General features: G+C 58.7%; 17 protein-coding genes. 7 read left to right on the top strand and 10 right to left on the bottom strand.

Translation table 11 applies throughout. The features are described from left to right. Positions 1–31 precede the first annotated feature (31 nt). From OKC43_RS00275 to OKC43_RS00255, 5 genes are all read right to left on the bottom strand, one after another. Entirely contained in the window at positions 32–985 is a 954-nt protein-coding gene (locus OKC43_RS00275; RefSeq protein WP_043819836.1) for a respiratory chain complex I subunit 1 family protein, read from the bottom strand. Between the two features lies 1 nt (position 986). Then, positions 987–2,858 carry a hydrogenase 4 subunit B gene (gene hyfB, locus OKC43_RS00270; protein WP_270658793.1) on the bottom strand — a complete coding sequence of 624 codons (1,872 nt, stop codon included), beginning with the start codon at positions 2,856–2,858 and terminating at the stop codon, positions 987–989. Beyond that, positions 2,858–3,523: a 4Fe-4S dicluster domain-containing protein gene (locus tag OKC43_RS00265; protein ID WP_201885969.1), complete on the bottom strand. Its 666-nt coding sequence runs from the start codon at positions 3,521–3,523 to the stop codon at positions 2,858–2,860. The genes hyfB and OKC43_RS00265 overlap by 1 nt, the downstream gene beginning before the upstream one ends. A 488-nt stretch (positions 3,524–4,011) precedes the next feature. Beyond that, complete coding sequence (gene kup, locus OKC43_RS00260) at positions 4,012–5,880, bottom strand: low affinity potassium transporter Kup (RefSeq protein ID WP_270658797.1); 1,869 nt, start codon at positions 5,878–5,880, stop codon at positions 4,012–4,014. 748 nt (positions 5,881–6,628) lie between these two features. After that, a complete protein-coding gene (locus OKC43_RS00255) occupies positions 6,629–7,471 on the bottom strand; it encodes a YcjF family protein (protein WP_270803704.1) in 843 nt (280 codons plus the stop codon). A 75-nt stretch (positions 7,472–7,546) separates the two neighbouring features. Here OKC43_RS00255 and OKC43_RS00250 point away from each other — a divergent pair, with 75 nt between their 5' ends. Then, positions 7,547–9,160 carry an IS1634 family transposase gene (locus OKC43_RS00250; RefSeq protein WP_270660751.1) on the top strand — a complete coding sequence of 538 codons (1,614 nt, stop codon included), beginning with the start codon at positions 7,547–7,549 and terminating at the stop codon, positions 9,158–9,160. On the opposite strand, the gene OKC43_RS00245 is transcribed toward OKC43_RS00250, so the two are convergent. Continuing rightward, on the bottom strand, positions 9,095–9,436 hold the full coding sequence (locus OKC43_RS00245; RefSeq protein ID WP_270803703.1) for a GTPase: 342 nt from the start codon (positions 9,434–9,436) through the stop codon (positions 9,095–9,097). The genes OKC43_RS00250 and OKC43_RS00245 overlap by 66 nt on opposite strands. A gap of 732 nt (positions 9,437–10,168) precedes the next feature. On the opposite strand from OKC43_RS00245, the gene OKC43_RS00240 reads away from it, so the two are divergent. The 5 genes from OKC43_RS00240 to fdhD all read left to right on the top strand — a co-directional run bounded on the left by OKC43_RS00240 (position 10,169) and on the right by fdhD (position 16,872). Further along, positions 10,169–10,768 (top strand): 4Fe-4S dicluster domain-containing protein, encoded by a 600-nt coding sequence (locus OKC43_RS00240; RefSeq protein ID WP_047435276.1) that lies wholly within the window; start codon positions 10,169–10,171, stop codon positions 10,766–10,768. A 46-nt stretch (positions 10,769–10,814) separates the two neighbouring features. Next, complete coding sequence (gene fdhF, locus OKC43_RS00235) at positions 10,815–12,959, top strand: formate dehydrogenase subunit alpha (RefSeq protein ID WP_100653846.1); 2,145 nt, start codon at positions 10,815–10,817, stop codon at positions 12,957–12,959. 252 nt (positions 12,960–13,211) lie between these two features. Next, entirely contained in the window at positions 13,212–13,454 is a 243-nt protein-coding gene (locus tag OKC43_RS00230) for a hypothetical protein (RefSeq protein ID WP_234784138.1), read from the top strand. A gap of 428 nt (positions 13,455–13,882) precedes the next feature. Then, entirely contained in the window at positions 13,883–16,015 is a 2,133-nt protein-coding gene (locus tag OKC43_RS00225) for a sigma 54-interacting transcriptional regulator (RefSeq protein WP_270658801.1), read from the top strand. Further along, positions 16,012–16,872: a formate dehydrogenase accessory sulfurtransferase FdhD gene (gene fdhD / locus OKC43_RS00220; RefSeq protein WP_270658802.1), complete on the top strand. Its 861-nt coding sequence runs from the start codon at positions 16,012–16,014 to the stop codon at positions 16,870–16,872. Before OKC43_RS00225 ends, fdhD begins: the two co-directional genes overlap by 4 nt. Before the next feature lie 101 nt (positions 16,873–16,973). Here the strand turns inward: fdhD and asd are convergent, their stop codons facing one another. From asd to OKC43_RS00200, 4 genes are all read right to left on the bottom strand, one after another. Then, complete coding sequence (gene asd, locus OKC43_RS00215; RefSeq protein WP_033112620.1) at positions 16,974–18,086, bottom strand: aspartate-semialdehyde dehydrogenase; 1,113 nt, start codon at positions 18,084–18,086, stop codon at positions 16,974–16,976. Between the two features lie 361 nt (positions 18,087–18,447). Beyond that, positions 18,448–19,755 carry a D-amino acid dehydrogenase gene (locus OKC43_RS00210; protein ID WP_270658842.1) on the bottom strand — a complete coding sequence of 436 codons (1,308 nt, stop codon included), beginning with the start codon at positions 19,753–19,755 and terminating at the stop codon, positions 18,448–18,450. 155 nt (positions 19,756–19,910) lie between these two features. Then, entirely contained in the window at positions 19,911–21,431 is a 1,521-nt protein-coding gene (locus OKC43_RS00205) for a cryptochrome/photolyase family protein (RefSeq protein ID WP_236272569.1), read from the bottom strand. Next, positions 21,431–21,595: a DUF2256 domain-containing protein gene (locus OKC43_RS00200; protein WP_236272568.1), complete on the bottom strand. Its 165-nt coding sequence runs from the start codon at positions 21,593–21,595 to the stop codon at positions 21,431–21,433. The genes OKC43_RS00205 and OKC43_RS00200 overlap by 1 nt, the downstream gene beginning before the upstream one ends. A gap of 460 nt (positions 21,596–22,055) precedes the next feature. Between OKC43_RS00200 and OKC43_RS00195 the strand changes: the two genes are divergently transcribed. Further along, positions 22,056–23,441, top strand: a complete 1,386-nt coding sequence (locus tag OKC43_RS00195; protein ID WP_236272567.1) for a tryptophanase — start codon at positions 22,056–22,058, stop codon at positions 23,439–23,441. Positions 23,442–23,527: the final 86 nt, after the last annotated feature.

Below are 23,527 nucleotides of genomic sequence, written 5' to 3'. Positions count from 1 at the left end.
CGGAAAAAGTTGCTGTGCTGGCGGGCATGGTTCAGATCCCGACCAGATAGGCGAGCAGCGCCAGCAGGGCGAGCCCCAGCCCAAAGCGGGTGAGCTTGTGGGTGCGCACGAACTGGGTACGGGCCATGGCGTTTTCGATGATGCCAGCCAGCAAAAAGGCCACCAGCAGCTTGCAGGCGAGGATCAGCGCCGCGCCGATGAGCGCAGGTAGACTCCAGTTGGCCGCCTTGCCGAAGGGCAGGAAAATGACCAGAAAGAGCTGCACCACCACCAGTTGCTTGAGACCGATGGAGAGCTTGAGCAGGGCCAGGCCCGCACCGGAATATTCGGTGAGCGGCCCCTCCTGCAACTCCTGCTCGGCTTCGGCGCAGTCAAAGGGCAGCTTGCCCATCTCGACAAACACCGCGAAGGCGCAGGCGGCGCCGGCCAGCAGGGTGGCGATGGGCGCGGCCAGCGGCTGGGTCGCCACATAGCTGCTGATATTGCCCAGATCCGAGCTGCCCACCATCATCGCCATGATGAAGCAGGCGAGTACCAGAATGGGCTCTACCAGAATGCCGAGGGTCAGTTCGCGGCGGGCGCCGATCCCTGCAAACATGCTGCCGCTGTCGAGCCCGGAGAGGGAGAAGAAGAAGCGGAAGATGGCAAACAGATAGATATCGGTGATGAGATCCCCGGCGATGGGGAAGGGGGACTCGTGAGTCAGGGTCGGCAGCGCCATCCCCACCAGCAAGAGGGCGGCGATGAGCAGCGCAGGCATCAGGTTGAAGATGATGCCTGCAGGCTCGGGAGTTACCTCCTGACGGCGCAGGAGCTTGGCTATATCCCGGTAATCCTGCAGCAGGCCCGGCCCTTGGCGGGAGTGCATCTTGGCCCGCAGCACCCGGTTGAAACCTGTGGCGAGCGGCGCCAGCGCCAGCATGGCGATGGCCTGGGTCAGGGCGAGGGCAACCATGCCCCAGCTCGGCATTTCAAGAACAGGCATATCAGACTCCTACAGCCATCAGGATAAAGAGCGCCAGCACAAGGCCGTGCAGCAGCCAGCCGGTCGTCCCGCTGGTATCGCTCACCCCGTGCAGGGCACTGGCCAGATCGAGCTGCGGCTGCTTGCGATAGAGCGGCGTGCAGAGTTGGCGCAAGGTGTGGGTGACACCGCCAGAGGTGAGGCTCATGCGCTCCTCGTAGGCATAACCACAAGCCCAAGGTGTACCGGCGTGACGACGACCCAGCTTGGGCCCCTTGAAGATGGCCAGTACCAGCAGCGGAATGAGGAACAGCCCCAGCAGAGTGATGGCGATAACGGGCGGGGAGAGGATCGCTTGTGAGCTATCGAGCGGCAGCAGGGTGGCGCCAGTGGCCACGTTCATCTGGCCGCTTACCAAGGCTTGGCCATAGCTGGCGATATGGGGGGCAATCCAGGGGGCGCCCAGACCCAGCACCAGACAGACCGCGGCCAGCAGCAGGGTGCCTGCCACCATAGCGCCCGGCACTTCGCGGGCATGGCTCGCGTGTTCGCTGCGCGGGGCGCCGCAGAAGCAGATGCCGTACACCTTGACGAAACACATCACCGCCATGGCGCCGGTCACCGCCAGCATCACTACCGCGAGCGGCGCGACGACAGAGGTGCCGAGTTTGGTCATGGAAAGGAGCGACTGGTAGATAAACCACTCGCTGACAAAGCCGTTGAGCGGCGGCAGCGCCGAGATGGCCATGGCACCGATGAGGAACGCCAGCGCGGTCCAGGGCATCAGCTTGGCGAGGCCCCCCATCTTGTCCATGTCGCGAGTGTGCAGGCGGAACATCACAGAGCCGGTGCCCATAAAGAGCAGGCTCTTGAAGATGGCGTGGTTGAGCAGGTGATAGAGGGCACCGAGCAGCCCCAGCACCACCAGTGCCGGTTGCTGGTTGGCGATGCCGATCATGCCGATGCCCATCCCCATCAGGATGATGCCGATGTTCTCCACCGTGTGGTAGGCGAGCAGCCGCTTGAGGTCGTGCTCGGCCAGCGCAAACAGCACCCCGAGCACTGCCGAGCAGGCACCGAAGATCAGCACCACATAGCCCCACCAGAGCTGACTGGCACCGAGAAAATCGATGCTGACTCGCAAAATGCCAAAGAGACCCAGCTTCACCATCACCCCAGACATCAGCGCCGAGATATGGGACGGCGCAACGGGCTCGGCCACCGGCAGCCAGCCGTGCAGCGGCACGAAACCAGCGCGCAGGCCAAAGCCGCAGAAGCTGAGCAGGAACACCAGAGAGGCCAATGCGCCCGCCAGATGGTGCTCGCGCAGCGCGGCGAACTCCAGCGAACCGCTTTCACGGCAGAGCAGCCAGAAGGCGATCAGCACCAGCGCCATGCCGATATGGTTCATCACCAAGTAAAGCCGGCTCTGTTTGGTGGCCTCGGGGTTGGTCTTGACCAGCCAGTAGGTGGTGAGGGTCACCAACTCGTAGCAGAGCAAGAAACCGAGCGCGTTGTCGGCCAGTACCATGCCCACCATGGCAAAGAGGAAGAGGTTCATCAGCGCGCCGATGGCCACATCCCCCTTGCCCTGATATTCGCGGATATAGGCAAAGGAGTAGAGGGCGACGGCGACGCCGACGGTGCTAATCACCAGCAGCATCAGCGCGGCCAGCATATCCAGATGCACCGAGCCCAGCAGCCAGAGCTGGCCGTCGACGGGCGCGTCTTGGGCAAAGATCTGGATGGCGGCGACCAGACCCGCGAGCGAGCCCAGCAGGGCAAAACCGCTATTGAGACGGTTGGCCAGTGCGGGCAGTTTTTGCAGGAGCAAACCGGCGGCAGCGCCCAGCAAAAAGAGCAGGAGCGTAGCCATTACAAGGGGGGACAACATCAGCACGCTCCCTCTGTGGTGGATAAATCGGATGCAGGGAGCGCCGTGGCGGGCGCCGAGAAGGCAGAAGCCCCTTGGGGATTGGTGTCGGCCGCTTGCTGGCGACGGATACGGGCGGCGCGTTCGGTGTCGCCGTCATTGACCAGCTTCAGTGCCTGGGAGGGGCAGGCTCCGACACAGGCCGGGCCATCGGCGCGAAACTCGCACAGGTCGCACTTGACCGCGATGCTGCGCACCCCCGGCTCCCAGCTCAGCAGATCCTCGCCAAAGCAGCGCAGGCCGGCAGAGGTGGAGGGGTTGCTGGAGCGGATGGAGCAGGGGATATAGGTGTCGTAACTGGTGGCCACGGCCACCGGACGGCTGCCGCCGCTCTGGATGGCGCCAAAGGGACAGGCCACGGCGCAGAGATTGCAGCCGATGCAGAGGGACTCGTTGAGTTGCACGCAATCGCCGGTCTGGCGAATTGCCTCGACCGGGCACACCTTGATGCAGGGGGCATCGTCACAGTGACGGCACTGAACCGGCATGGTCGCCTGCTCGTGTCGCATAACGGTTAAACGGGGGGCTTGCTGCAAACCTTGCGCCTTGTGTACCTCGCTGCAGGCCGCCATACAGGTGCCACAGCCGATACAAAGCTTGGGGTCAGCGATAACGAAGCGGTTCATAGCCTACCTTGTCGTGTCGCGAACGGAGAAAGTAGGGGCAGGTTGGCAAGATACGGGCCAGATTGGTTTTTGCAGGGAAATTGGTTTTAAGTGACTGTTTTTAAATAAATAAAAATCTTCATGTAGTTGAGTGAACGCGCTGGTGTGGCTGTCGAACTGTGACGTTCGTCACTTGTGACGAAGCCGCCAAGAGGGTTCGTCACCCCGGAAAAGGCAGCATAAGTAGGGTGCAATGAACGCAGTGAATTGCACCGCTATCAAATATGTTCGCGGTGCACGGCGCTGCGCTTGTTGCACCCTACGGCTGTTGTGTGAGGGAAAATGAGCTGGTTCGATTTGCCGTGGTTTGCCCCCTTCTCCCCTTGCGGGAGAAGGGTTGGGGATGAGGGGGCCGGTAATCGGGGTTAACGGAAAAGAAGAGGGAGGCCAATGCCTCCCTCTCTATTTGCTGACGTTTTAAATGCCATCAAGAGGCTATCAACCCGCCATCAGATATCCACCTGCGAACCCAGCTCGATAACCCGGTTGGGCGGGATCTCGAACTGATCCGGGGCGCGCAGGGCGTTGCGCTGCAGCAGCATAAAGAGCTTGCCGCGCAGATAGAGATACCAGGGGCGGTCTTTCATGATGAGCGACTCGTGGGCCATAAAGAACGAGGTCTCCATCATCCGGCAGCTGAGCCCCTCGGCGTTGCAGCGGTGGAAGATCTCCTCCACGTTCGGAGTCTCACGCCAGCCGTAGCTTGCTACTACCCGCCAGAAGGTGGGAGATAGCTGCTCGATGCAGACCCGGCGCACATTGTGGACGTAGGGCACCTCTTCCACCCGCAGGGTGAGCAGGATGATCCGCTCGTGCAGCACCTTGTTGTGCTTGAGGTTGTGCAGGAGCGCATGGGGGATCACATTGACCACTCGCGACATATAGACCGCAGTGCCGGCCACCCGGGTCGGCGGGGATTTCTCCAGCGAGGCGATCATCGGCTCAAGGGAGTTGCCGTGCTCGTTCAGGCGGCGAATAAGCTGGAAACGCTCGCTCTTCCAGCTGGTCATCACGGTGAACATCACCGCGCCCAGGGTGAGCGGCAGCCAGCCGCCGGAGAAGATCTTGGCGAGGTTGGCGGCAAAGAGCGGCACGTCGATACAGAGCAGCGCGGCAAACAGGATAGCCACCAGATACTTGTTCCAGTGCCAGCTGTTCTTGGCCACCGAGCAGGAGAGGATGGAGGTGAGCACCATGGTGCCGGTCACCGCGATGCCGTAGGCCGCCGCCAGATTGCTGGAGTGCTCGAAGCTCATGATGACGATCACCACCGAGATATAGAGCATCCAGTTGATGACCGGAATATAGATCTGGCCGGACTCCTGCTCGGAGGTGTGAACGATGCGAATAGGGGAGAGATAACCGAGGCGCACCGCCTGTCGGGTCAGCGAAAAGACCCCGGAGATCACCGCCTGCGAGGCGATCACCGTCGCCATGGTTGCCAGCAGCAGCAGCGGCACCAGCGCCCATTTAGGCGCGAGCAGGAAGAAGGGGTTGGCAATGGCGGCGGGGTTACTCAGCAGCAGCGCACCCTGACCGAAGTAGTTGAGTACCAGCGAGGGCAGCACCACAATAAACCAGGCGAGGCGAATGGGATTTTTGCCAAAGTGGCCCATATCCGCGTAGAGCGCCTCCACCCCTGTGATGGCCAGCACCACGGCGCCGAGGGCAAAGAAGGAGGTGGTCTGATACTGGATAAAGAAACGCACCGCCCAGATGGGGTTAAGCGCACCCAGCACCTCGGGGTTGTGGATGATGCCGCGCAGCCCCAGCACCGCCAGCGTCATAAACCAGATCAGCATGATGGGAGCAAACAGCTTGCCCACCATGGCGGTGCCATGTTTCTGGATGGCAAACAGCAGGGTCAGCACCAGCACCGAAAGAGTGACGATATAGGGGTCGAGGGCGGGGGTGAGAATGCTCAGACCCTCGATGGCCGACATCACCGACATCGCCGGTGTGATCACCACCTCGCCATAGAAGAAGCTGCCGCCAATCAGGCCGAGGATGATCAGCAGCGGCGTCCAGCGGGTGGAGGCGTTGCGGGTCGCCAGCGACATCAGGGTGAGAATGCCACCCTCGCCGGCGTTGTCGGCCCGCATCACAAAGGAGAGGTACTTGACCGACACCACCAGGATCAGCAGCCAGAAGATCAGCGAGAGAAAGCCGAGAATGGAGGACGGCTCGACGCCGAACCCGAATTGACCTGACAGGCACTCGCGCAAGGTATAGAGCGGGCTGGTGCCGATATCGCCATAGACTACGCCAATCGCCGCCAGCATAACGCCGGACATGGCTTGTTGTTTATCACAGTTCATGAGTTCATCTTGTCAGTTTGATGTTTACACGTTTGCCACAGCAGATCGCCCCGAACACATCAGGTATGTGTGGATACAACATCGGGGGGAAATCAAAGGATTGCGATGGGAAGGGAGCTAATCGGATATAAAGATGCGTTTCATGGGACACAGTCTGTTCATCTGTCGTTAAGCTTATAATGACACACACTCTGCGGGTTCATGCTCAGGTATAAATAATCAAAACGTCCTTTTGAGTAAGGTTATTAATTGGCCATTGATTGAAATATTCATGTGCTCTGCGGGCAACCGTTTGTTTTATCTGGGGAAGTGGTTTGGCCACTATTTTTTTACCGGGTTGAGTGAAAAACAGAAGATAAAATGGTGACTAATTAATTGCTGTCAGTATGACAAGGGGGAGGGGGTTGGGTAGCAATGGAGTCTGTATTTGTCAAGAAACAGCAAGCAAGTAGCAAGTAGGGTGCAATGAACGAAGTGAATTGCACCATTAATTAAAATGCAAGAGGCACAATTAGCTGTGCTTATTGCACTCTACGGTGCTGATTCCTTATTGAGGTTTTCACGATATCTTTAATAGGTACTCAGTTGAGGGGCAGAAGGCTTAGTATAAAGTAGCCCTCGTGATAAATCGCGAGGGCTACTGGAACTCAATAGGATGTTCTCTATATGCTAAGGTTGTGTTATCTCGCTATTAATAAATATATATTTATTTATCATAGGCAGACCTACCCTTTAAATAACTATTAGACTATTGCTTTAACTTTTCCTTAAATGCTTTTGCAACATCTTCCCCAGTCAGCTTTTTGTCCGGGTCATTTTTTAAAAGTGTATACAGGGTCGCAATATAGGCTTCACCAAATGTTGTTGTGACCGTTGCAGCTACGGTGGCTGAAATCGCAGCGCCGGCAGTACTTCCTAGTCCTGGGAAAAACTTTAACAATGCACCTACAGCGGCCCTGCCGCCGAGACTACCAGCAACTGCAGTAAATGTACCACTTACTAATGAACCTAAAAATGCCTTGTTTGTATCTAATCCAAAAGCGAGGCTGATACCTGCGAGCATTCCTATTTGAATCGGAACAATGCCAACAGCATCGGAAAATGGAATAGGAATAGCTGCAATGCCCGCTGCAGATGTTGCGGCAGCTGCAACAATTTTATGAGATTGATTGAGCTTATGTTCCAGTTTAATTTGCTGGGATGCTGCAAAAGCTTTTTTTTGGCCTTCTGGTATCACCTCCATCGTTATATCTATAAGATCTTCAAGTCCATGAACAGGTATTGTATATCCTCCATCAAGAGTCAATGCAACCGAGTTTACTCTGACTACATTTTTCGCAAATGGGAATAAATCTTCAACAATGCTTTTAAAACCTTGATCCGATGATGCTGTTGTTATTACTATAATAACAGGCATTAACTCCGAAAGATTTCTTGCTAAAGATATTTCTGCCTCTTCAATGCGTCGCGCACCTTCGGCGATACAAATCCATGCAGCATGAATATGTTGCTGATGATCGGTATGTCCGTTGTTTATTTTTATAAACCCCATTAATTCGTCAAGAATTGGTTTATAGCCGTCATTCCGCACCTAATTTTGGCTTTTTCAAAGCTTGACGGCGATCGGCCATTCTGATCTATTACTCTCTTTTGCAGGTAGATCATCATGGCCGCTCCCGCTATCTCTATCCGTAACCTCGATCACCTTGGTTTGGTCGCCGCACTCTGCCAAGAACTGGGCATTGCCCGCATGATCGATGCCGTGCTCCCCAAAACGCCCCCTTTCAAGGTCTCACATGGTCAAGCGCTGGTCGCCATGATAGTGAACGGCCTCGGCTTTCACAGCAGCACCCTGCACATGTTCCCGCAATTTTTCGCTAACAAGCCGGTTGAGCGCCTGATCGGCCCCGGGATCTGTGCTGATGACCTCAATGATGATGTGCTCGGGCGCTGTCTCGATGCCCTCTTCGACGCCGATGTCAGCACCTTGTATCAGGTGATGGCGGCGCAAGTCGTCGAGCGGCTGGGGCTCAAAAGCACCGCTGTGCACCTCGATATCACCAGCTTCCACGTCGATGGCGCCTATGACCAGGCCGATGGCGAGCAGACCGGCAAGCTGCAATTGGTGCGGGGTTATAGTCGAGATCATCGGCCAGAGCTGAACCAGGTTATCCTGGAACTCATCTGTGAAAATCAGGCCGGGCTACCCATCTACATGCAGGCCCTCAGTGGCAACAGTAACGACACCAAAGCCTTTGCCCAGACTGTTCGTCGCCACTTGAGCAGCCTCAAGGCTGCGCAGGATTGCCGTTATCTGGTCGGCGATGCAGCACTGTATTGTGCCGAGACCTTGCAACTGCTGGCGCAACAGCAGCAACTGTTTGTCACCCGGGTGCCGGTCACGTTGAACGAGGCCAAGCAGGCCGTGGCAACGATTGGCACCCAGTCGCTGGTTGCGCTGGGCAATGGTTATCATGGCTGTTGGCAATCCGCCCATTATGCCGGCGTCGCGCAGCGCTGGTTGCTGGTGCGCAGCGAACAGGCCAGCAACCGTGAGCAGCAAACATTGGCTAAAAACCTGCTTAAAGAGAGCACCCGCGAGCTCAAAGCCTTCGCCAAATTGTGTGCCAAACGCTTTGCCTGCCAAGCGGATGCACAGGCCGAATTGAGTCGTTTTAGCGCCAGCTTGATGCTGCTGCAACTGGATGCCGAGGTGGTGAGTGACCCCGTTTATGCCGGTTGTGGCAGACCGAAAAAGGGGGAAGCACCGGTCAGCTACCAGTTTCACATCAGTGGTGTGGCGGCAACCAGCTTGGCGCAAGTTGAAGCGGCTCGCAACCAGACCGGGGTGTTCATCCTGGCGACCAATGACCACAGCGACACGCTGACCATGGCCGAACTGTTGGCCACCTATAAGGCACAGCAGAATGTCGAGCGAGGCTTTCGTTTTCTCAAGAGCCCGGAATTTTTAACCTCCTCACTGTACCTGAAAAAACCGGAACGAATTGAAGCGTTGCTGATGGTGATGACCTGTAGCCTGATGATTTATGCGGCCCTGGAGCACCGGATCCGGCAGGGGTTAGTGGCGCAGAACCGCAGTGTGGCAGATATGAAAAAGAAGCCGACCCAGCAGCCAACCGCCCGTTGGATCTTTTTGCGCTTTGGTGGCATCCATGAGTATCGACTGGGAGAAGCCCCGCCTCAGATAACGGAGCTAACAGGAGACCAGCAGATCATTTTGGAGGTATTGGGTGAACGCTACCGACAAATTTATTCCTAAATCAGGTGCGGAATGTAGGTTATAGTCTTTGACTTCTAACCCTTTTGTATCATAAATGGATATTGGTACACCCTCTTTTGTTATTTTCTTAGTTGATTGTGTAATGGGCTTTCCTTGTCCAGTCGATGCTAGTCGACCTTGAAAAACAGTATTTATAAGAGTGCTTTTACCTACGCCAGTTTTTCCTGCAATCAATATGTTTGCAATTCCTCTTTTCTTCAGTGCATCATCATAAGCATCTGATATTATCTTGTTTAGTTCTAAGTTCTCATTCATGGTCTAATCTCTGTACTAGTCATGTTGTTCAATGTGACTAATTTCTGTATATCAATACATATTATTATAAAATTAGTCAGGCCTAGATAAAATAACCCATAATTATTAACACGATTTTATTGGAAAAGTCGCTATTCCTAAACTCCTACCCTCCAGTCTGCTTTTATTTATCTGCATTGTTTAAACTACCCGTTTCATAGGAACGACTCTAAACGGAGCTGGTTGCCATCTGGGACATGCTATCTGGTCGATTAAAAAACAGAAGAGGGAGGCATTAGAAACCCGATCTTGCTCAATAAAATTGTTAGTAGAAGGGCTTTTCTGCTCCCTTTGCTTTGCGTACCTTCCACAGCCGAGAGCCGGGTTAAACAAGGGGTTGCCGCTTTATCTCCTGTTGCGGAATGTACTATGTTGCACGGTTTGGTTCCCTCTGACCGATAGCGACTTATTTCCCCATGATTTCCCGTTTATCCATTGGGCAGGGCCCCGTCACCCAGTGTCGAGCTCGTCACTTTTGTCATGTCGATCACACTTCCCACCCCGTCGTCACCCTCGTCAGCGGTGATAAATAGCACGCTACGTTTTCTTATTACTCCTTTATTTTCAGTTGCTTGTGATTTTTTATCGCGCCATTTTCCCGTTTTGGTCTGATAAATGCTTTGTGAGGGGCTGGCCGCCTCTTTGCCTGTCGGCGGGCGGCCCGGTGTAACGAACCATTTAGGATCCCTCTCTATGAACAGCTTCGTGATTGCAGATCCCAGTCTCTGTATTGGGTGTCGTACCTGTGAGGTGGCCTGCGCCGTTTCACACCAGTCAGGGTCTTGCAGCGGGACCCTTGAGCGGGAGGGCGGCCTGCATCTTGCCATCGAGGATGGACATCTGGTCTCCAGGGACAGCTACTTTCAGCCGCGCCTGAAGGTGATCGTGGGCAGCAAGGTGACCACGCCGGTGCTTTGCCGCCAGTGTGAAGACAAGCCGTGCGCCATGGCCTGCCCGAACAATGCCATCGTCAGCGAGGATGGTTGCGTCAAGGTGTTGCAGGAGCGCTGCATCGGCTGCAAGTCCTGCGTGGTGGCCTGTCCATACGGCGCCATGGCGGTGGTGCTCAAAGAGGTGGCACCCGCTGCCGATTCGCTCTTCAAGCGTCCGCAGACCAAGGCGCAGGCGCTCAAGTGCGATCTCTGCCGTCACCGCGAGGCGGGCCCGGCCTGTGTCGAGGTGTGTCCGACCCAGGCGCTGCGGCTGGTCACGCCGGAGCATCTTGAAAACCTGAACCGGCAGAAACAGCTGGCCAGTGCCGAGGCACTGCTGGCGATGCCGGCGCGGGTGTGAGCGGGCTTGCCGAGCCGTTTTTCGTTAACAAACAAGAGTGTGAGTCATGAAAAAAGTCATTACCGTGTGCCCCTATTGCGGCACCGGTTGCAAAATCAACCTGCTGGTTGAAAACGACAAGGTGGTGGGGGCCGAAGGCGCCAACGGCCGGACCAACGAGGGGCAGCTCTGCCTCAAGGGCTATTACGGTTGGGATTTTTTGAACGACACCAACCTGCTGACCCCCCGTCTCAAGAGCCCGATGATCCGCCGTGAGCGCGGTGGCAAGTTCGAGGCCGTCTCCTGGGACGAAGCGATCGCGTTCGCCAGCAGCCGCCTGGCTGCCATCAAGGCGAAATATGGCCCGGACGCCATCATGACCACCGGATCTGCCCGTGGCCCCGGCAATGAAGCCAACTATGTGATGCAAAAATTTGCCCGTGCGGTGATTGGGACGAACAACGTCGATCACTGCGCGAGGGTGTGACACGCACCCTCAGTCTCCGGTCTGGAGACAACTGTAGGCAACGGCGCCATGAGCAACGCCATTCCCGAAATTCAAGAGACCAAGTGCCTGCTGGTGTTTGGTTACAACGCTGCTGACTCTCACCCCATCGTCGCCCGCCATATCCTCAAGGCGAAGGCAAACGGGGCCAAGGTGATTGTGTGTGATCCCCGTATGGTGGAGACCGCCCGCATCGCCGATCAGTGGCTGCCGCTCAAAAACGGTTCCAACATGGCGCTGGTTAACGCCTTCGCCAACGTGTTGATCAATGAAGGGCTCTACAACAAGGCCTTTGTCGCCAACTACACCGAAGGGTTCGAGACCTTCAAGGCGACGGTGGCCAAGTACACCCCGGAATATGTGGAGGGGATCACTGGCCTCAAAGCCGCCGATATCCGCGCCGCCATTCGCACCTATGCCGAGTCGCCTGCTTCCATGATCCTGTGGGGCATGGGGGTGACCCAGTACGGTCAGGCGGTGGACGTGGTCAAGGGGCTGGCGGGTCTGGCGCTGCTGACCGGCAACTTCGGTCGCCGCGGCACCGGTTGCGGGCCGGTTCGTGGTCAGAACAACGTGCAGGGCACCTGTGACATGGGGATGCTGCCCCACCAGTTCCCGGGCTATCAGTCGGTGGCCGATCCCGAGATCAGCGCCAAGTTCGCCAAGGCGTGGGGCGTGGAATCCCTCTCTCAAAAGCCCGGCTATCGTCTGACGGAGCTTGGCCACAAGGTGGAGGAGGGCAAGTGCAAGGCCTTCTACATCTTCGGTGAAGATCCGGCCCAGACCGAGGCTGATTTGGGTCAGTTCCGCCGCACTCTGGCGGGGATGGAGCTGGTGATCGTGCAGGATATCTTCATGACCCAGACCGCCGAGATGGCGGATGTCATTCTGCCCGCCACCAGTTGGGGCGAGCATGAAGGGGTCTACAGCTCGGCGGATCGCGGCTTCCAGCGCTTCTACAAGGCGGTGACGCCCCCTGAGAACGTGAAACCGGACTGGGCCATCTTTTCGTTGATGGCGACCGCCATGGGTTATCCCATGGAGTACCACAACACCGAAGAGATCTGGGACGAGATGCGTGCGCTCTGCCCGCTCTACGCCGGGGTCAGCTACGACAAGATGGCCGATCTCAAGAGCGTGCAGTGGCCTTGCCCGACCGAGGATCACCCGGGCACCAGCACCCTGTTCGAGGGGAACGTGTTCACCACCCCGAGCGGCAAGGGTCAGCTGATTGCCTCCGAGTGGCGGCCGCCGCTGGAGCAGCCCTGTGCGGAGTACCCGCTGGTGCTCTCCACCGTGCGCGAGGTGGGTCACTACTCCTGCCGCTCCATGACCGGCAACTGCTCGGCGCTGCAGACCCTGGCCGATGAGCCTGGCTATGTGCAGATCCACCCGAGCGATGCCAAAAAGCTTGGGGTGAAGGATCAGGCGCTGGTCTGGATCTCGTCGCGCCGTGGCAAGGTGATCACCCGGGCCAACTACAACGACCGGGTCAACGCCGGGGTGGTCTATATGACCTACCAGTGGTGGATCGGGGCCTGTAACGAGCTCACCATCGAGCACGTCGATCCCGTCTCCCACACGCCGGAGTACAAGTACTGCGCGGTGAAGATAGAGCGCATCGACAATCAGCCTGAGGCGGAAGTGTACGTCCAGACTGAATACAGCGCGCTCAAGGCGAAATTGCGCAGCGCAGCCAAGGGCTGACCGCCCTAAAAAAGAGGTTCTGCACAAATAAGGGAACCCGACTCGGATTTATCGAGTCGGGCACCCTTTTATTACCCAAAAAAAGGGGAGTAAATGATGCAACATGAAATTGGTCGCTTATTCGGACTTTTCTATATTGGCACCTATCTGGCGGCGATATTGCTGGGAATAGGTTGCTATATTTGGCGCGACGAGATGATATTTCTGCTCGGCTTCGGTTTTTTCGGCTGTTTTATGGCAGCAAGGCTCGCCATGAGCAGCGTATTTTCTGCCTTGAGTATTTCCAGTGCCTGGCTGATCGGGTTTATCTCCACCACCTTGATCAACGGCCTGCTGCTGGGGGTGATCACCCTGCTGATCTACCTCACTCACCAGAGCGTCACCGCCGAGCTTGCCGACAACGCCAGCTGGCTGCTGATGGCCTTCCAGAGCCTGTCAGCCCTCTTTATCTTCGGTGGTCTGAAGTGCTGCCACAGCCGGATCATCACCTCATAAACTGCCGATGAATGGGCAGCAAACGCCATCTTGAAACCCGCAGCCAGTGAAGCAGTCAGCGAAGAGGAGAGGCAGATCTGACAGTTGACGGCGGCCCACTTTTCGGGCGCCTTAATTGAGATCAAGAACTGATGAAATAACCGGTTAAATATGGCCATCAGATATATTAAATCGGATTGTAATGAAATTTGAGCTCATCTATGATGAGTTGCCATTCCAATATATCCCCCGATAACGATGTTACTTTTTGTTGTCGTTCGTTAATAACAACTCTGGAATTGCAACATGCGACAATTTTCGTCACCGCTTTTCTTATTGGCAGCCGTTTTTACGGGCTGTGGCTATTTATTTCGGTGACGGGTGCTTGTCGTGATGCGATGGCATGGACAGCCTGACTGGTGACTAAATCGATATAACGTGAGGCCGCAATGCTAAATGTGAGTGCCATCCCCCTGGACGAGATCTCTCCCATCTGGGACGACGGTTTCCTCCTGCTCTCCAAATCCCTCCTGTCGGCCGTGACGCTCGATGATTTTATCCACAAACTCAACAAGATAGATGCCAGCTTCGGCGGCGTGACCCGGGTCAACCTGGTCCTCAACATGGGTGCGGACGAGGAGGCCATCTTCTACTTCATGGGACAGTCCGGCCCAAAGCATCTGGTCTGCCCCAAGGCAGAGCTGCACCTCTCCCCCCGCCCTACCAAAGAGACCCCGGAACAGGCCATCATTCTCGCTGCCGCCCGCTTTGAGAATCGCTGTCCGGCGCTGGATCGCGAAGGGGTCTACGGGGGGCTGCGCTCCTACTGCCAGCTCCCCATCACCACTGCCCGCAGCCACCTTGGCGGGGTCGAGTTTATCAACACCCAGCTCGACAGCTTCACCATGGAGACACTCGCCAAGCTGACCCAGCTGGCGGCCATTATCGCCATTGCGCTGGAGAACGTGCTCGACAAGGAGCGCACCCTGGAGCAGGCCAACTCCCTGCGTCTTGAGCGCGACAGCTGCAAAATTCTGGTGGATGTGACCAACGCGGTAATCAAACTGGTGCGCATCGCCGAGCTGCCCAAGAGCCTGTTTACCATCCTGCACCACCACTTTGGCATCAGCAGCTTGTGTCTGGCGGAGTACAACGCCACCTCCGACAGCTTCAAGAGCTATCTGGTCAATCAGCACCAGAGCGATCAGCCGGGCATCATCGATCACTCCTGTTTTGAAAAGAAGTGTCTGCAGGGGGCCCTTGGCCACAGCGAGCCGTTTTTTGTCTATCGCGAACACGGCCACGGTTGCAGCAATCGCTGCCGCTTTACCTCCCAGATCCTGCCGCCCGAGGCCGACAGCTCCTGCATTTTGCCGCTGCGCTATCGGGGCAACCTGCTGGGGGTGTTGATCCTCTCGCACCCCAACGCCGACTTCTTTGCCGATATCGATATCTCCTTGCTGGAGCAGGTGGCGGCGCGCACCGCCATAGCCATGAATAACGTGCAGGCGCAGCAGGAGATCTCCAACACCAACGGCGCAAAAGAGAAGACCATTCGCATCAACGAGCCGCAGATGCAGGGGGAGTTTCCCCACATCATCTACCAGAGCACGGTGATGGAGAGCGTGCTGGAGAAGGTGCGGCTGGTGGCCGAGAGCGACAGTACCGTGCTGATCCTCGGCGAGACCGGCACCGGCAAGGAGCTGATCGCCCAGGCCATTCACGCCCTGAGTGCCCGCCACGACCACGAGATGGTGAAGGTGAACTGCGCCGCCATTCCCACCGGCCTTATCGAGAGCGATCTCTTTGGCCACGAGAAGGGGGCCTTTACCGGCGCTCTGACCCAGCGCATCGGCCGCTTCGAGCGGGCCCACAAAGGCACCCTGTTCCTCGACGAAGTGGGGGATATGCCGCTGGACTTGCAGCCCAAACTCTTGCGGGTATTGCAGGAACACGAGCTGGAGCGGGTAGGCAACAGCAACCCCATCGCGGTGGATGTGCGGCTGGTGGCCGCCACCAACTGCGATCTGCTCTCAATGGTCAAGAACAAGCGTTTCAGAAGCGATCTCTACTACCGCCTCAATGTCTTTCCCATCGAGCTGCCGCCCCTGCGGGAGCGGCGCGAGGACATTCCGCTCTTGGTCAATTTCTTTATCAAGAAGATCGCCAAGCGGATGCGCCGCACCATCACCTCGATCCCCGCCGATGCCATGAAAATGCTGGTGTCACTCCCCTGGTACGGCAATATCCGCGAGCTGGAGAACGTCATCGAGCGCGCCGTGGTGATGACCCGTGGCCATGTGCTCAACCTCTCGCCCGATGAGCTGATGCCCCTCAAGGGTTACCACAAGATTGAGACCCTGGTTTATGACGAGCCCGCCACACCGCTCTTTGCCGAGGAGGGGCCGATTGATGAGCGCGAGGCGATCATCGCCGCCCTGCGTGACTGCAACGGCATCGTCGCTGGCGAGCGGGGGGCGGCCAACCGCCTTGGTATGAAGCGCACCACCTTGCTTTCGAAAATGAAGCGGCTCGGTATTTCGGCCAGAGATCCCGAGATCATTGACGGGGTCGCACCATGAGAGAGCTACTTGAGCTGGAGGCGCGTGACGAGCTTAGCGAGCAGAGCGAACAGAACGAGCTGGCCCGTTGCGCCATCCATCGCGAGGTGGTGCACTACCGCGCCGATACCTTGACCTGCGACAGCGAGATGGCGCTCCCCTCCGAGACGCCGGTGGCGCTGGTCTACAACGGCATCGCCAACAGCGTGATGATGTGCTCGGCCTCCGATCTGGAGGATTTCGCCATCGGGTTTTCGCTATCCGAGGGGATCATCGACAGCCTGCTCGATATCCACGACATCGAGCAGATTGACGGCTGTCAGGGGATTGAGCTGCATATCACGTTGGCCAATCGCTGCGTTCATCGCCTCAAAGAGAAGCGGCGCACGCTGGCGGGCCGTACCGGTTGCGGCATCTGCGGCAGCGAGAGTCTGGAGCAGGTGATCCGCACCCAGCCAAGCTTGCCCGACAGTCAGCGTCTGGCGGTGGGCCATATCGACAAGGTATTGACCGCGCTGCGCCCGCTCCAGCTGCTGGGCCAGCGCACCGGCGCCACCCATGCGGCGGTGCATCTGGATGGGGAAGGCAACATTCTCGCCATCCGCGAGGATGTGGGGCGCCATATTGCGCTGGATAAGCTGGTGGGCCATCTGTGCCGCACGGGTCGTCGTGACGGCGCCATTCTGGTAACCAGCCGCGCAAGCTTCGAGATGGTGCAAAAGTGCGCCAGCGCCGGGGTCGAGATCCTGCTCGCCATCTCCGCTGCCACCGAGCTTGCGGTCGAGCGGGCCGAGCAGACCGGGCTGACGCTGGTGGGCTTTTGCCGCCCCGGGCGGGCCGAGATCTACAGCGGCTGCCAGCGCATTCTGCTTAAGTGACTGCAAGAGTGAGAGTCTGCTACAGGGCTTATAAAAACTGGCAATGAAAAAGGGCGGGGAGTGTGACTCCCCGCCCTTGTTGTCTCTGCTTTTGTGGCGGATTAGCGCGCCAGCAGGATGCGCAGCATGCGGCGCAGCGGCTCGGCGGCGCCCCACAGCAGCTGGTCACCCACGGTAAAGGCGGCCAGATACTCCGGGCCCATATTGAGCTTGCGCAGACGACCCACCGGAATGCTGAGGGTGCCGGTAACGGCCGCAGGGGTCAGCTCGCGGGCGGTGATATCGCGATCGTTGGGGATCACTTTCACCCAGTCGTTGTGGGCAGCCAGCAGGGCTTCGATCTCTGCCAGCGGCACATCTTTTTTCAGCTTGATGGTGAAGGCCTGGCTGTGGCAGCGCAGGGCACCGATCCGCACACAGAGACCATCCACCGGAATGACGGCGTTTTCAATACCCAAAATCTTGTTGGTCTCGGCCTGACCCTTCCACTCTTCACGGCTCTGGCCGTTGTCGAGCTTGGTGTCAATCCAGGGGATAAGGCCACCGGCCAGCGGCACGCCGAAGTTGTCTACCGGCAGGGTGCCGGAGCGGGTCTTCTCGGTGATCTTGCGCTCGATGTCGAGGATGGCGGAGGCGGGATCCGCCAGCTCGACCGCCACTTCATCCCGCAGCATCCCCATCTGGGTAACCAGCTCGCGCATATGACGGGCACCGCCACCGGAGGCCGCCTGATAGGTGGCCACGCTCACCCACTCCACCAGATCGGCCTTGAACAGGCCGCCGAGGGCCAGCAGCATCAGGCTGACGGTGCAGTTGCCGCCGACGAAGGTCTTGATGCCATCGTTCAGGGCCTGCTCGATGACGTCGCCGTTGACCGGATCCAGAATGATGACGGCGTCTTTCTCCATCCGCAGGGAGGAGGCGGCATCAATCCAGTAACCCTGCCAGCCAGCGGCTTTCAGGCGCGGATAGACATCCTTGGTGTAGTCGCCGCCTTGCGCGGTGATGATGATATCCTGCTTGGCTAGCGCCGCGATATCGAAGGCATCCTGCAGAGTACCGGCATCGACGCCGAAGTTGGGAGCGGCCTCACCGGCCTGGGAGGTGGTGAAGAATGTGGGTTGAATATGGGCGAAATCCTGCTCTTCCTGCATCCGGCTCATCAGAACCGATCCCACCATGCCACGCCAACCGACCAAACCTACTTTTTTCATATTGTCCTACCCTGGATTGCTGCTAAAGAAACTCGCGGTGACACCCGTAACCCCTTGTCTGGCGACGCCTGTTTACAAGCGGTTTACAGGCCATTTAAAAAATATGCGCTGCGAAAAATGCGTCTATCCACATTACGGATTGTGGCGGCTTGCGCAAGTCGAATTGCGCAATATTCTGTGCCGTTTGCTGCATTAACCGGCAGCCAGCGCACCGCTCAGGCAGACGGGGAGGGAGAAGGTCAATATCAGACGAAAAGGCCACCGTTTTTGGCGGTGGCCTGTCAATAAAGCGGTTGAGAACGTCCTCTGCTGTTGTCTGAGGGCGTAGTTGGCGAGTGAAACAGCCCGACAGCTTGGGCGCTTAGCCGTAACGGGCCAAAGTGAGCCCCTCATCGCTGATGGCGGGCTCGCTGCCGTTGATAAGATCGCACAGAAGCTGACCCGAACCGGCCGCCATGGTCCAGCCCAATGTGCCGTGGCCGGTATTGAGCCAGAGGCCGGGAATGGGGCTTGGCCCCACCAGCGGGGTGCCGTCCGGCGTCATGGGACGCAGGCCGGTCCAGAACTCGGCCTTGCTGATATCGCCCCCTGCGGGGAAGAGATCGCCGACCACCATGGCCAGAGTGTCGTGGCGTCTCGGATTCAAGGCGAGGTTGTAGCCCGACAGCTCCGCCATGCCGCCGACCCGGATCCGCTCGTCAAAGCGGGTGATGGCCACCTTGTAGGTTTCATCGAGCACGGTACTGCGCGGCGCGGCCTCGGCATTGATCATCGGCAGGGTGAGGGAGTAGCCCTTGACCGGATAGACAGGCAGCTCCAGCCCGAGCGGGCGCAGCAACGGCCGCAGAAAACCGGTGGCATAACTGCCAAGCGCACAGACGATGGCATCGGCGCGATAGCGCTGCTCGCCCGCCCGCACCGCCACGGCGCGGCCGCGGGCTTGCTCAATCTCGTCGATGTCGCAGTTGAAGACGAATTTGACCCCGAGCTTCTCGGCTTCAAGGGCCAGGGCCTTGGTGAAGCGGAAGCAGTCGCCGGTCTCGTCGCCGGGCAGACGCAGGCCGCCGACGATTTTGCCGCGCACCCGCGCCAGCGCAGGCTCTGCCGCTTCGCAGCCGCTGGCATCGAGCGACTGGTAGGGGACGCCATACTCCTCCAGTACCTCGATGTCGCGCTGACTGGCATCGAGCTGGGATTGGCTGCGAAACAGCTGCAGGGTGCCGAGTTGGCGCCCTTCGTAATCGATGTTCAGCTCGTCGCGCAGCAGCTTCATGCAGTCGCGGCTGTATTCGGCCAGACGCACCATGCGCCCCTTGTTGGTGGCATAGGCGGTCGGGGTGCAGTTGGCGAGCATTCTGAGCATCCAGCGAAGCTGGAAGGGGTCGGCGGTGGGGCGCACGGTGAAGGGGGCATGCTTTTGCAGCATCCACTTGGCGGCCTTGAGGGGAATGCCGGGGGCCGCCCAGGGGGCCGCATAACCCGGTGATATCTGCCCGGCGTTGGCATGGCTGGTTTCAAGGGCGACGCCACTCTGCCGCTCCAGCAGGGTCACCTTGTGACCCGCTTTGGCCAGATACCAGGCGCTGGTTACCCCAATCACGCCACCACCGAGAACCACTATCTCCATATCGTCTTTCCTTGACTGATCTCCTGATGTGGCCACCACCATAATCAGCCGCCACAGGATATTCAACCGCTCTGCGCAGGATTGGGATCTCTGTCTGCTTGCCTGTCACAAGCTGGTGTTTGGTGCGATGGTGAGCCTGATTGCCAGCGTAAATCGCTGCACTGTTGTCAGGGCATGTGTCAGGGAACATGGCCCGCTTACAACTGCTCCAGCTTGATCAGGTAGTGCTCCGCCGTTGCCAGAATGGCCTGCTGTTGTTCTGCGGCTTGGCCATCCCAGTTGGCATAGGGGAGGGCGAGGCGGGGATTGCCGCCAAGTTTGTCCCGATTGCGCCAGAGAAAGTGCCAGTAGAGGCTGTTGAAGGGGCAGCTCCCATCGCCGTGGCGGGCTTTGACCTGATAGTGGCACCCCTTGCAGTAGTGGCCCATCCGCTCGAGATAGGCGCCGCTACTGGCGTAGGGCTTGCTGCCCATCAGGCCGCCATCGGCAAACTGGCTCATGCCGCGGGTGTTGGGCAGCTCCACCCACTCGATGGCATCCACATAGATACCGAGATACCACTGATCCACCTCGTCAGGATCGATCCCCGCCAGCAGGGCAAAGTTACCGGTCACCATCAGCCGCTGGATATGGTGGGCGTAACCGTGCTCAAGAGACTGGCCAATGGCGTGGTGCACGCAGGCCATCCTGGTTTCGCCGCTCCAGAAGAAACCGGGCAGCGGCCGGTTGGCCTCGAGAAAATTGGTCTGCTTGTAGTCGGGCATCTTTTCCCAGTAGAGGGCGCGGACAAACTCGCGCCAGCCGAGGATCTGGCGGATAAACCCCTCCACCTGCGCCAACGTGATGGTGCCCTGATTGGCCTGCCAGTGGGTCTCGGCGGCGCGGATCACCTCAAGCGGATGAAGCATCTTGCTGTTGAGGGAAAACGACAGGCGGCTGTGAAACAGGCTCCAGCCCCGCTCGCTCAGGGCATCCTGATAGCGGCCAAAGTGAGGCAGGCAGTGGGTGAGAAAATGGGCCAGCAGCTCGCGACTCTGGCGCCTTGTGATGGGCCACGGCAGCTTGCTGGCATCCGCCTCGCCGATGGTACTGACCCCGTGGCGGGTCAGCATGGCATCAATCTCGCTCACCTCGTTGGCAAAGGTGAGGGGGGCCGGGATGGGCTGGCGATCCGGCAGCTTGGCGCGGTTCTCGTCATCAAAATTCCAGCGCCCGCCAAGGGGTTGGCCGCGCTCATCGAGCAGCACCCGGTATTGCTTTCGCAGGGCGCGGTAGAAGAACTCCATCCGGCTGTGGGGGTAGCGCTGCCAGCCATCGCGGGGAGTGAGAAAATGCTCGTTCTCCACCTCGGTGGCAGGGATGGCAAGGCCCGCCGCCCAGCTTTTCAACTGGCTGGCGAGGCGCCACTCATCCGGGCTCTGCCAGGCAAAGCTGCTGGCCTGATGTGCTTCGAGCTGAGCCTCCAGCAAGCCGGGCAAATCGGGCCAGCGGGCGCTCTCATCCAGGGACAGGTAACAGACGCGGTGGCCCGCTTGGGTGAGTGCTGCTGCGAAGGCGCGCATGGCGGCAAAGAAGGCCAGCACCTTCTGACGATGGTGGTGGCAGTAGTCAGTCTCCTGACGTAGCTCTGCCATCAGATAGCAGATTGCCGGATCCGGGGTGCGAAACCAGCTGTGAGCGGCGTTCAGCTGATCGCCGAGAATAAGACGCAGCTCCATCAGGTTGGCTCTCCCTCAGGTTGCTGGCTGCGGTGACGAGCGTGGCGACAGCGCTCGCTGCAGTAGCGAACCTCCTCCCAGCTGCGTGCCCACTTGCGCCGCCAGCTGAAGGGGCGCTGGCAGACGGGGCAGATCTTCTCGGGCAGATGGGGTTTGCGATGCATGATGGCTTACGGCCTTGGCTGATGGGGGATGTGGCGTGTGGGTAGGGAGAATAACGAACCGGAGGCGTGGACGGATCAACCTCACTGCCAGTTTGCCGCGCAGATGCGCACTTTGTGAGCGGGCGCACAGCCCGTCGGTGCGCCCCTTGTTTGCCAATTAACCAGCCGTTAACGTGGCGAGGCTGCCTGTTGGCAGCATTCATCAATGGATCTTGTTGGCCACCGACTGTCTACAACCGATATGGAGGGGAGTGATGCCAATCATGACAGCTACGCCCCAGGCAGCTTGCCTGCTCGCCCACTGGTATACCCGGGATCCCATTCTCACCTTCGATTTTCCTCACCGCTGATTGGCGGCACCCGCCGTTTGAATTTGTCAGCCGGACGACCCTGATCGCCCCGGCCTCTTTGCCAATTCCTGGTTTAAACACACTGGCCTTGCGCCGGTGAGGAGTCTTTTATGCGTCGTATACCCGAGCCGTTTCGTATCAAGATGGTCGAGCCCATCAAACAGACCACTGGCGCCGAGCGCCGCGCCGCCCTCCAGGCCGCTGGCTGGAACCCCTTTCTGCTGCTGGCCGAGGATGTCTATATCGATCTGCTGACCGACAGTGGCACAGGTGCCATGTCCGACCGCCAGTGGGCCGGCATCATGATGGGGGATGAGGCCTATGCGGGCAGCCGCAACTTCGTCGAGCTGGAGAGCGCGGTGCGCGACATTTTTGGCTACCAGCATGTGATGCCCACCCACCAGGGGCGCGGGGCGGAGCAGATCCTCTTCCCCGAGCTGGTCAAGCGCTGCAAGGGCAAGGCGCCTGTCTTTATCTCCAACTACCACTTCGACACCACCAAGGCTCACGTGGAGTTGGCTGGCGCGCGGGCCATCAACCTGCTCACCCCGCAAGCCCTCGACACCACGGCCCCCTACGCCTGGAAGGGGGATTTTGATCTTCCTCGCCTGACCGACACCATCGAAACCCTGGGGGCCGACAACGTGGCCGGCATCATCATCACGGTGACCTGCAACAGCGCCGGTGGTCAGCCGGTCTCCATGGCCAATATGGAGGCGGTTTCCGAACTGGCCCGTCGCCACCATATTCCGGTGGTGATCGACGCCGCCCGTTTCGCCGAGAACGCCTGGTTTATCAAGGAGCGGGATCCGGCCTATGCCAAGCACAGCATCAAGGAGATAGTGCGCCAGATGTTTGCGCTGGGGGACATCTTCACCATGTCGGCCAAGAAGGACGGGCTGGTCAATATCGGCGGGCTTTGCTGCTTCAAGGAAGATCTCGACCTGTTTCGCGCGGTGCAGGTGCGCTGCGTGGCAATGGAGGGGTTTGTCACCTATGGCGGCCTTGCCGGGCGGGACATGGCGGCGCTCGCCATCGGCCTGCGCGAGGGGATGGATGAGGAGTATCTCACCTACCGTATCAGTCAGGTGGCTTATCTCGGTGAGCGGCTGGCTGAGGCGGGCATCCCGATCCAGACCCCCACCGGCGGCCATGCGGTGTTTGTGGATGCCAAGAAGCTGCTGCCCCATATTCCGGCCGAGCAGTTTCCTGCCCATGCGCTCGCCTGCGAGCTCTATCTGGAAGGGGGCGTGCGCGGGGTGGAGATTGGCTCCCTGCTGCTGGGGCGCGATCCCGCCACCGGCAAGCAGGAGGCTGCGGACTTCGAGCTGTTGCGTCTCACCATTCCGCGCCGGGTCTACACCCGGGATCATATGGACTATGTGGCCGACTGCCTGATCGCGGTGAAAGCGCGGGCCAGCGACATTCGCGGGCTCACCTTTGACTACGAGCCGCCGCTGCTGCGCCACTTCACTGCGCGGCTGAAACCGGTCTGATCAGCAATCGGTTAGACGGGGTGATCAACCGCGCCAAGCTGTGAAGACCAAGGGCCGTTCCCGGTTAAACAGCCCAGTAAAAAAGC

Origin of the sequence: Aeromonas sp. Y289-2, assembly GCF_027705925.1 — a bacterium.
In the GTDB taxonomy this organism is placed as follows: Bacteria; Pseudomonadota; Gammaproteobacteria; order Enterobacterales; family Aeromonadaceae; genus Aeromonas; species Aeromonas veronii.
Note: the sequence above shows the minus strand (reverse complement) of the source record. Positions and strands in the feature narration are given on the sequence as shown.

Coding starts and splice junctions, on each gene's coding strand:
- OKC43_RS00275 (WP_043819836.1), bottom strand. CDS start 985: ATGCCTGTTCTTGAAATGCCGAGCTGGGGCATGGTTGCCCTCGCCCTG.
- hyfB (WP_270658793.1), bottom strand. CDS start 2,858: ATGTTGTCCCCCCTTGTAATGGCTACGCTCCTGCTCTTTTTGCTGGGC.
- OKC43_RS00265 (WP_201885969.1), bottom strand. CDS start 3,523: ATGAACCGCTTCGTTATCGCTGACCCCAAGCTTTGTATCGGCTGTGGC.
- kup (WP_270658797.1), bottom strand. CDS start 5,880: ATGAACTGTGATAAACAACAAGCCATGTCCGGCGTTATGCTGGCGGCG.
- OKC43_RS00250 (WP_270660751.1), top strand. CDS start 7,547: ATGGCCGCTCCCGCTATCTCTATCCGTAACCTCGATCACCTTGGTTTG.
- OKC43_RS00245 (WP_270803703.1), bottom strand. CDS start 9,436: ATGAATGAGAACTTAGAACTAAACAAGATAATATCAGATGCTTATGAT.
- OKC43_RS00240 (WP_047435276.1), top strand. CDS start 10,169: ATGAACAGCTTCGTGATTGCAGATCCCAGTCTCTGTATTGGGTGTCGT.
- OKC43_RS00230 (WP_234784138.1), top strand. CDS start 13,212: ATGAGCAGCGTATTTTCTGCCTTGAGTATTTCCAGTGCCTGGCTGATC.
- OKC43_RS00225 (WP_270658801.1), top strand. CDS start 13,883: ATGCTAAATGTGAGTGCCATCCCCCTGGACGAGATCTCTCCCATCTGG.
- fdhD (WP_270658802.1), top strand. CDS start 16,012: ATGAGAGAGCTACTTGAGCTGGAGGCGCGTGACGAGCTTAGCGAGCAG.
- asd (WP_033112620.1), bottom strand. CDS start 18,086: ATGAAAAAAGTAGGTTTGGTCGGTTGGCGTGGCATGGTGGGATCGGTT.
- OKC43_RS00210 (WP_270658842.1), bottom strand. CDS start 19,755: ATGGTGGTGGCCACATCAGGAGATCAGTCAAGGAAAGACGATATGGAG.
- OKC43_RS00205 (WP_236272569.1), bottom strand. CDS start 21,431: ATGGAGCTGCGTCTTATTCTCGGCGATCAGCTGAACGCCGCTCACAGC.
- OKC43_RS00200 (WP_236272568.1), bottom strand. CDS start 21,595: ATGCATCGCAAACCCCATCTGCCCGAGAAGATCTGCCCCGTCTGCCAG.
- OKC43_RS00195 (WP_236272567.1), top strand. CDS start 22,056: ATGCGTCGTATACCCGAGCCGTTTCGTATCAAGATGGTCGAGCCCATC.